The sequence below is a fragment of the Leptolyngbya sp. FACHB-541 genome (assembly GCF_014695875.1).
In the GTDB taxonomy this organism is placed as follows: Bacteria; Cyanobacteriota; Cyanobacteriia; order Elainellales; family Elainellaceae; genus JAAUTN01.
On record NZ_JACJPC010000010.1, the window covers coordinates 1 to 9,287 of the forward strand.

Here is a 9,287-nt window from a genome sequence, read left to right on the forward strand (position 1 = left end):
GCCTCAAATACTGGTAGGAGACGATTTTGAATTGTTCCCATCGAAGCATAGATTAGGGGCTGCCCAGTTAACTGCTCCCAAGGAAAGGGCGTGATATTTCTTCCAATCGCACTGTGGTAGGGACCAGTGAAATGAAAGTGTGGTGGTAAGTTTCTGCGAGGAAACTCAAACTCAGATGGCTGCTGGCTAAGTTGAGCCAGTTTGGAATATATATCATTTGGATGGGTATGGGGAGGTAAATTCCACCTTTGCCGATACTCAGCCGTTAACTGTCTAAACGGCTTTATTAATCGATTATCTAAGGAATAACCAACTCGATTCCGTAACTTTGCGCGCCAATTTGTCTGGTATTGCCAGGTTGTGAACATTGGCGGAATGCCAATCTCTCGATTCAAGGGCAACGCATTACATAAGCTAACAAAGGGAAGATTTAGAAAATCAGCAACCGTTCCTCCAACCGGAGAACATTGATCGACTAATAATGCTTCGATTCCTTCAGATTGAATTATGTCTGGAGCATCCTGAAGGATGATTCGCATATCTTGTTCAGCAGTTTTAAGACTGTGCTTCCAAGAAGCGATTCCACTGAGTTTACCTCTGTGAGCCAAAATTTCTGCTTCCGATCCACTGGGGCGTTCATCTTTGCCAATAGCCCTAAAACCAAAGTTGGCAGCTAAGACTTTGTCCTGAGCATCTACAACGTTCAAGAAGGTTACACGATGACCACGTTGCTGAAGCTCATATCCTAAGGGAAAACAAGCTGTAAGATGGCTTCCTGTGGGGCAAATTATACCGAAATGAGTCATAAGATACCCAAAATGAACAAATGATGAGATGACTATCTTGACTGTTCTGCGCGCTAAGAAGATAAAAACGCTTGGATTTCGGGCGATCGCAACAAAACCCAGCTTGCAATCAGTTGGATTACAAACGGAATCAATATCCAAACAGGACGAAGGATTAAGCGGGGAAGAGTGACTGAGCAGAAAATGGTAATCAAGACGACTAGAAAAGGGGGCAATGCGTATGTTGCAAGTAGCACACCCAGCACCCATTTTGCCCAACCCTGTCCTTGATAAAGGAAATAACAAAGAACGACCGGCACCGCCCAACCAAGTCCGGCTCTAATCATGTTACTCGGCGAGGGTTGAGAGGATTGAGGGCGAAGCTCCTCCCATTCAACTCCGGCTCTAATCAGGTCACTCGGCGAGGATAGAGGGTAACCAAGATCTCTCGTCACTATCGCTTTCGTCACTACCACTCTCTTCGCCATCATTGTATAAAGCAATAATGAGAAAATTACTGCAACAATGATTGCAATGACCTGGGTTCTTCCTTCTTGGATGACTGCATCCATGGCTTCTCTCCTACAGTGGTTTAGACAAGTTTTTGAACCGTTTCACAAAGTTTTTGGAGCTTAGATTTTAGAAATTGAGCTATTGTTTCAAAGCTAGCTACCTCCCTAACTTTGAAAGAAGGTTTAGTGCGATCGCGTTAGAGTTTGAGCCTCAAAATCTGCCCAGATTTTGTCCGAAGTATTGTTATATCTGAATCAAGTTTGGAAAAAACGCCAAGCGATATCGCCGCAAAACTGCTCCTTAGACGAAGGTCTGAAATTGTTCGCAAGACTTCGCTTAATTACTGCAAGCGATCGCTGGATATTGTTCAATAAAGAATGCTCAGCAAGGAGCGCATTCATTCTCCTTTTCCTCACAATGTCACCTTTAGTCAATGAGTGAACCTGAATTGCATCATGCTCTATCAAGTTCTCAAGCTGGAGTGGCTGAAATTATGCGTTCTTCTATAAAGAAATATAAATCTGATGATGGCTAAACTTCGATCGGCTGTGTTAATGTTTCGTCTTTGTTGATGCTCAATCCATGCTGGTTGTTATCCACATAATCACTCTTGAAAAGGCAATTTTGATGCGTCGCTTCGGTTGGCAAACTGCGATCGTAAACGGCATCGTCCTCAGTACGATTGTGCTGGGATGGACAACTGTGGCAGTGGCACAACGCCGTCCGATCGTCGATAACACGCTGGGAGTGGAAAGCTCAACTGTCATTCCGCTCGACCCACAGAGCTCAAGCGATCGCATCGAAGGCGGAGCGCAGCGCGGCAATAACCTCTTCCACAGCTTTCGAGAATTTCATGTTGATGAAGGACGCAGTGTCTACTTTGCTGATCCGGGGGTAGACAACATTCTCGCTCGTGTCACGGGTGGCGAGCAGTCACAAATACTGGGCGTACTCGGTGTGCTGGGCGATGCCAACTTGTTCTTACTTAACCCCAGCGGCATCCTCTTTGGTGACGATGCCCGCTTAGATGTGCGCGGTTCCTTTGTGGCAACCACTGCCAATGCGATCGCCTTTCCTAACGGTGATGTGTTTAGCGCCACCAACGCCACTGCACCAACGCCACTGCTCAACGTCAATCCCAACGCTTTACTGTTCAATCAGCTTAATCCGCAACCGATTATCAATCGATCGATCGCGGATACAACCGGACTCACCACTGCCCCCGGTCAAAGTCTCGCCTTAGTGGGTGGCGATGTGCGGCTCGAAAATGGGCGGTTAACGGCTTTAGGCGGACGAGTGGAACTGGGAGGACTCTCAGAACCGGGGACGATCGGATTGACGATGAATGGTAATAGTCCCAGCCTGGAGTTTCCAACCAATGTTGCCCGATCGAATGTGTCGCTTGCGAATAATTCTCAAATCAATGTTGCGGCGATCGATGGAGGAAGTGTCGTGGTCACCGCCCGAAACTTGAGCCTCAGTAACAGTTCAATTTTGGCTGGAATTGCAGCAGGGTTGGGAGGCGTTGACAGCCAAGCTGGGGACGTTGATCTCAACGCAACGGGGTCGATCGCGCTAGTTGATAGCGAAATTTCTAACCAGGTGGAGTTTGAATCCACAGGACAGGGGGGAAGCATCCGCATCACCACCGGGTCGCTTTCCCTCACCAATGATGCTCAGTTGAATACCAAGACTGATGGAGAGGGGGATGCTGGAGACATCATCATTGATGCCCGTGATACCGTCTCCTTCGATGGCGCAGGTGTCTTCTTCGTCTCTAATGGTGCTTCCAGTGTGGTAGGCGGGGATGGCATCGGGCAGGGAGGAAACATCCGCATCACCACCGGGTCGCTTTTCCTCACCAATGGTGCTCTGTTGGATTCCAGGACTTTTGGACAGGGGGATGCTGGAGATATCACCATTGATGCCCGGGATACCGTCTCCTTCGATGGCCCAGGTGACCGCTTCTTCCCTAATGGTGCTTTCAGTTTGGTAGGGGCGGCTGCCATCGGGCGGGGAGGAAACATCCGCATCACCACTGGGTCGCTTTCTGTCACCAATGGTGCTGCGTTGGGTGCCGATACTGCTGGAGAGGGGGATGCTGGAGACATCATCATTGATGCCCGGGATACCGTCTCCTTTGATGGCACAAGTGACTTTCGCTTTTCTAGTGGTGCTTCTAGTGAGGTAAGGGAGTTTGGCATTGGGCGGGGAGGAAACATCCGCATCACTACCGGGTCGCTTTTCCTGACTAATGATGCTGAGTTGAGTACCAGGACTAATGGAGAGGGGGATGCTGGAGACATCATTATTGATGCCCGTGATACCGTCTCTTTCAATGGCGCAGGTGTCCTCTTATTCCCTCGTGGTGCTTTCAGTGAGGTAGGGGAGGATGGCATCGGGCGGGGAGGAAACATCCGCATCACCACTGGGACGCTTTCTGTCACCAGTGGTGCTCTATTGAGTGCCAGTACTGCTGGAGAGGGGGATGCTGGAGACATCATCATTGATGCCCGTGATACCGCCTCCTTCGATGGCACAAGTGACGATGGTCGCTTTTCTAGTGGTGTTTTTAGTGCGGTAAGGGAGAGTGGCATTGGGCGGGGAGGAAACATCCGCATCACCACCGGGTCGCTTTTTCTCACCAATAGTGCTCTATTAGATACCACTACGTTTGGACGGGGTGATGCAGGCAACGTAACTATTAATGCTGGCGATCGCGCCACATTCAACGGCAGCTCGATTGTCAGTAGCGTTGGGTCAGGTGCTGTAGGCAATGGTGGTAATATTCGCATCACCACAGGCTTGCTCTCACTTACCAACAGAACAGCATTTGGTGCCGAAACTCGTGGACAAGGCGACGCGGGCAACATAATTTTCAACACCTCCGCGCTGTCGCTCAATGAGGCACAGCTACAGGTGCTCACCTTCGGACGCGGCAATGCAGGCAATGTAGTTTTCAACGTCCGCGATCGCGCTAGTTTGAGCGACAGTGCGATTTTCAGTAGCGTTAGGCCGAATGCTGTGGGTGACGGAGGCGATATTCGCATCACCACAGGCTCCCTCTCCCTGACCAATTCAGAACTCGACGCTGAAACGGGTGGACAAGGCGATGCCGGTAGTGTGATTACCGATGTCGGCGATCGCGCCACATTCGACAACAGCTCGATTTTCAGTAGCGTTAGACCAGGTGCTGTGGGTGACGGAGGCGATATTCGCCTCCGGGCAGGCTCCCTTTTTCTGACTAACGAGGCACAATTTGCTGCCAGCACTGCGGGACGCGGCAATGCGGGCAACGTCACGATTCGCGCCCGCGATCGCATGAGTTTGAACAATAGTGCGATTTTGAGCAGCGTGAATCCGGATAGAGTGAGCACGGAGGCTGTGGGTACGGGCGGTAATATCCGCATTACCATAGGCTCGCTTTTGCTCACCAATCGATCGCAACTCGCTGCGGACACTGCTGGACAAGGCAATGCAGGCAACGTGATTGTCGAGGCTCGCGATCGCGTAAGTTTGAACAATAGTGCAATTTTGAGTAGCGTGAACCCCGGTGCGGTGGGCGATGGCCGCAACATTGAGATTACAGCTTCCTCGCTCTCACTCACGGAGGGCGCACGACTAACGGCTAGCACTGCTGGACAGGGCGATGCGGGTAACGTAATTATTGCTGGCGATCGCGTTTCCCTAGAAGGATCAAGACGGCAAGGATCTCGACTATTTGGGAGTGGCATCTTTACCACGACAGAGGCAGGCGCACGAGGAAGCGGCGGCAATGTGAGGATTGCGACGGATGCGGTTCGTATTGCGGATGGTGCTTCAATCTCGACCGAAACTGAGAATGCCTTTTCAGGCGGAACGGTTAGCTTCAACGCCAATACCTTTGAGGCGATCGATGGCGGGCAGGTGATTACCTCAACTGGTGGCAGCGGACAGGCGGGCAGCATCACCCTGAATGCTGGTGATCAAATCACGCTCTCTGGGGCGAGCCCATTCAACATCAGCGGCAATCAAGGAACCGCCAGTGGTTTGTTTGCCAATACCGCGCCTAACTCTGCGGGGCAAGGAGGCATTGTCCAACTGAGAACGGGGCAGTTGCAGGTGTTCGATCGCGCCAGGATTGCCGTAGACTCTCAGGGCAGCGGCATCGCGGGCGGCATCGACATCACTGCCGCTGGTGTGCAGTTAGATAACCAAGCTCGCCTCACAGCTGAAACGGCGGCAACCAACGGCGGCAATATCACCCTGCGCGATGTCGGGGTATTGCTGCTTCGCAACGGTAGCCTCATCTCGACTACTGCAGGAACCGAGCGCGCTGGAGGTGACGGCGGCAACATTGCCATTGATGCAGATTTCATTGTTGCCGTCCCGAACGAAAATAGTGACATCCGCGCCAATGCATTTAGCGGTAGTGGTGGCAATGTCCGGATCACCACTGAAGGGCTGTTTGGCATTGCCCCGCAGCCGCGAGATAATCCGCTTACCAATGACATCACTGCCAGTTCAGAGCTAGGCGTGCAAGGAACGGTTGATATCACTCCCCCTGATGTTGACCTCAGACGAGGGCTTCCCGAACTGCCTGCTGAGGTGGTAGATGCCTCCGACCAGATTGCTCAAACCTGTTCTGGTGCAGGAGTGGGGCAAAGGGAAAGTGAGTTTATCGTGACAGGACGAGGCGGCTTGCCAACTGCCCCGACTGATTCGCTGGTTGGGGAAGAATCTCTTACCGGTTGGTCTACGTTAGATGAACCAGAAACTGCGGTTACTTCACAAATTCCCGAAGGGGCAATCGCTCCCCCTAATCAAGCAACAGATAGAGCAGGGGCGATCGTAGAAGCACAAGAGTGGATTGTCGAAAATGGGACGGTGAGATTGATTGTGGCAGCCCCCGCCCATATGGTTCAACCTTCCCTATGTAACCAAACTGAGAACCCGTGATCCGAAGATGCTTGCGATCGCGAACGCTAAAATTTTGCCTTCAGGGAAAAAAGGATGGATATGATGCCACACATCAAGATTCATTGAACAACACTAGTGGGTTAATCGGGCAATAAAGGGAACTTCTACGAACACTCAAACCCTTCGGACGAAGAAGTTGCGAACTATATTCATCAGCTTCATTGATATACCTATGGAGCAGTAAGTTAGGCAATTGGAAGCACTGAGATTTACATAAGCTATGGAAGAGTGCAGTTTTACCCTAAAAAAGCAAACCATGCAACTTTACTTTCTAGGTGTTTCATACGAGTACTACGAGTATCATCTGTCTCAGCGCGAGGTTACTCCTCAATCGGTACAGATGTTGAGGTATCGAGGTGTGCCCTACATGCGAGAGAGTCAGTCATCTCGCCCTAGACGAACTAGTGCTGAGGTTACTCCTCAACCGGTGCAGATGTTGCGGTATCGAGGTGTGCCTTACATGCAGGTAAGTCATCTTGCCCCAGACGAACTAGCGCTGAAGTAGTGCCTTCACCAAATGACAGCATGCAGTTAGATGTAGGACAAGAGGAATGTGGGATGCAGCCTCAGTGCATGGGCTTTTCCCACGTACTACAGTTCCATTTTGGAGAGATTGCAAATGGTCACAATTCGTTTTTCAGCGTCACCTGAAGTTCTCGTAGAAGAAGCCGGAACCGCGATCGCCCTTCGCTTTCAGCTTGACCAAGCTCCGCCTGCGGGTGAACTTACGGCGACGGTAAAAGGTAATGTGCTGCAGTCATTAATTGGATACACGGTCAATCCGATCAACAGCGCGGTCTTACAGTCTGCCGATCGCCGCTCCGACATCCTCACGGGCACAAGCCAGAGCGATCGCATGGTCAGCGACGGACAGGACGATCGGCTAGGACTGATCGGCAAGCGGCAGTTTGGCGGTCCAGGCAATGATGTGTTGAGGGGCGGCGATGGGCGCGATGCGCTAATCGGCGACGCAGGCAACGATCGGCTGGTCGGCGGTGCTGGTAGAGATGTGCTGAGCGGCGATGATGGCGACGATGTGCTGAGCGGCGATGATGGCGACGATGTGCTGATCGGCGGTGCTGGCAACGATGTGCTGATCGGCGGCCCAGGCAACAATCGGCTGATTGGTGGTGCAGGCAACGATCTGTTCAACATTGAAGCAGGCCCAGGAGTTGATACGATCGTGGACTTTAGAAACAACCGAGACACCTTCGCTATTAGCGTCAGCTTTGGACAGCTAGACATTGTGCAGCAGGGACGCAATACCTTAATTCGACAGGGAGGCGATGTGTTCGCCGTGTTGCGGAACGTCGACGCCAATCAAACCAATGCAGCGGATTTCGTTACCGTGTAACTCATGCCAGAAGTGCTGTCAGACTGTCGGTTTTTGTGAATGAGCAGAAAATATGGCGCAATTTGCAGATGAGTGGTGTAAACCTGCAGAGCTGAATCTGTCAGTATTTTATTCACAACACGACACTCTATTTAACGGTAGCAACCACATTTCAAGGAGTTAATAGATATGAGCCAGTCCCCCCAAATTTTGACACGACGTCAATTAATTCAATTAATGGGAGGAGTTGCAGGGGGTCTAACTCTTCACGCCTGTACTTCTCAGCTCCAAGCAACATCACCAGATACTTCGACCACCATCTCTCCTGCTGGGTCGGCATCTCCGACTGAGCTGGTCAAAAGTGCATATGGCAGCACACTTTGGATTGGCTACGCCCCACTTTACGTCGCTATTGAAAAAGGATTCTTTAAAGAAGGTGGGTTAGATCTGGAGCAAAAAGTCTTTGGCACTACGGGTGAAGGCAACGCAGCATTTGCTGCTGAGCACATTCAATGCATCAGCATCGTTACAACGGAAACAGTGGCATTTGCTGCTCAAGGGCAAGATTTTCGCATTGTTCAGATTGCGGATTCATCAACCGGAGGTGACGGTATCTTGGCGCGCAACAGCGTGAAAGATGTTGCAGACTTTAAGGGCCGAGAGATTGCGGTAGAGTTAGGCAGCGTCAGCCATTTCTTCCTACTGCAAGTGCTAGAAGAGGCAGGCTTAACGGGTGATGATATCAAGATCACTAACGTTACACCCGATGCTGCTGCCGCTGCTTACACGTCTGGACGAGTTGATGTTGCAGTAACCTACTCCCCATTTTTGAAGCAGTCCAACAATGCTCAGAAGGATGGACGCATTATTTACGATTCATCCAAAATGCCAACTGCCATTACGGATGTGTACATTTTCAGCACTCAATTTGTTGAAGAAAACCCTCAAGCCATTCGAGGCTTTGTGAATGGCATCTTTAAAGCACACGAATTTATTAAGACAAATCCTGACGAAGCATATGTGATTACTGGAAAGCAATTGGAATTACAACCCGAAGAAGTTGCAGAAGAACTGAAAGGAGTCAGTTTAACTAGCTTGGAAGACAACATCAAGCTGATGGATGACACTACCAGCGATGTTTATCTTGGTAAACACATGGAATCTTTGGCAACTTTCCTGAAAGACCAGAACCAAATTTCAGAAGCCCCTACATTAGAGCAGTTGTCAGCACTCATTGACCCAGCTTTTGTGAAGGCAGCTCAAGGTTAGGTGAGAAGAGAGTCGCTAAGTACGGGACAAAAGCTTGCAAAGACTGAGGGCAGTGCGTCAGGTTAATGTGGGATTGGTAGAGCCGAGAGGAGGCTCAACTGGAAGCACTCAGTACACCTCAGAGAAATGGACTAGGAGAATTCAATGCTTCAAAAGGTTGTAATTATTGGAGCGGGTCCGGCTGGACTTTTACTTGCTCACTATCTACTGCGTCGAGGGAAATATCGCGTTGAGCTGTATGAGCAGCGTTCTGACCCGCGTTTGGTGGATGTATCGCGAGACCGCACGTTTCCAATCACGCTTCAGGAGCGAGGGAGAAAAGCACTTCGCCAGATTTCAGGATTAGAGGAAGCGATCGCCGCTGCTGGCGTGTTCTGCAACGGATCAAAAGTTCATCGTCAAAAAGGTAAAGCGCGTGAGATTCCGCG

General features: G+C 50.6%; 6 protein-coding genes and 1 pseudogene. 5 read left to right on the forward strand and 2 right to left on the reverse strand.

The window, feature by feature from the left end:
* Positions 1-806: pseudogene (locus H6G00_RS00215) on the reverse strand (glycosyl transferase family 1); the annotation flags it as partial.
* Between the two features lie 53 nt (positions 807-859).
* A complete protein-coding gene (locus H6G00_RS00220) occupies positions 860-1,357 on the reverse strand; it encodes a hypothetical protein (protein ID WP_190795090.1) in 498 nt (165 codons plus the stop codon).
* Positions 1,358-1,925: 568 nt separating this feature from the next.
* On the opposite strand from H6G00_RS00220, the gene H6G00_RS00225 reads away from it, so the two are divergent.
* The 5 genes from H6G00_RS00225 to H6G00_RS00245 form a co-directional block, all read left to right on the forward strand.
* A complete protein-coding gene (locus H6G00_RS00225) occupies positions 1,926-6,236 on the forward strand; it encodes a filamentous hemagglutinin N-terminal domain-containing protein (RefSeq protein ID WP_190795091.1) in 4,311 nt (1,436 codons plus the stop codon).
* Between the two features lie 241 nt (positions 6,237-6,477).
* Positions 6,478-6,762: a DUF4278 domain-containing protein gene (locus tag H6G00_RS00230; RefSeq protein WP_190795092.1), complete on the forward strand. Its 285-nt coding sequence runs from the start codon at positions 6,478-6,480 to the stop codon at positions 6,760-6,762.
* Between the two features lie 114 nt (positions 6,763-6,876).
* Positions 6,877-7,611, forward strand: coding sequence for a calcium-binding protein (locus tag H6G00_RS00235; protein WP_190795093.1), 735 nt, complete (start codon positions 6,877-6,879; stop codon positions 7,609-7,611).
* A 168-nt stretch (positions 7,612-7,779) separates the two neighbouring features.
* Positions 7,780-8,859, forward strand: coding sequence for an ABC transporter substrate-binding protein (locus H6G00_RS00240; RefSeq protein WP_190795094.1), 1,080 nt, complete (start codon positions 7,780-7,782; stop codon positions 8,857-8,859).
* 144 nt (positions 8,860-9,003) lie between these two features.
* On the forward strand, positions 9,004-9,287 hold a 284-nt coding region (locus H6G00_RS00245; protein WP_190795095.1), incomplete at its 3' end, for an NAD(P)-binding protein.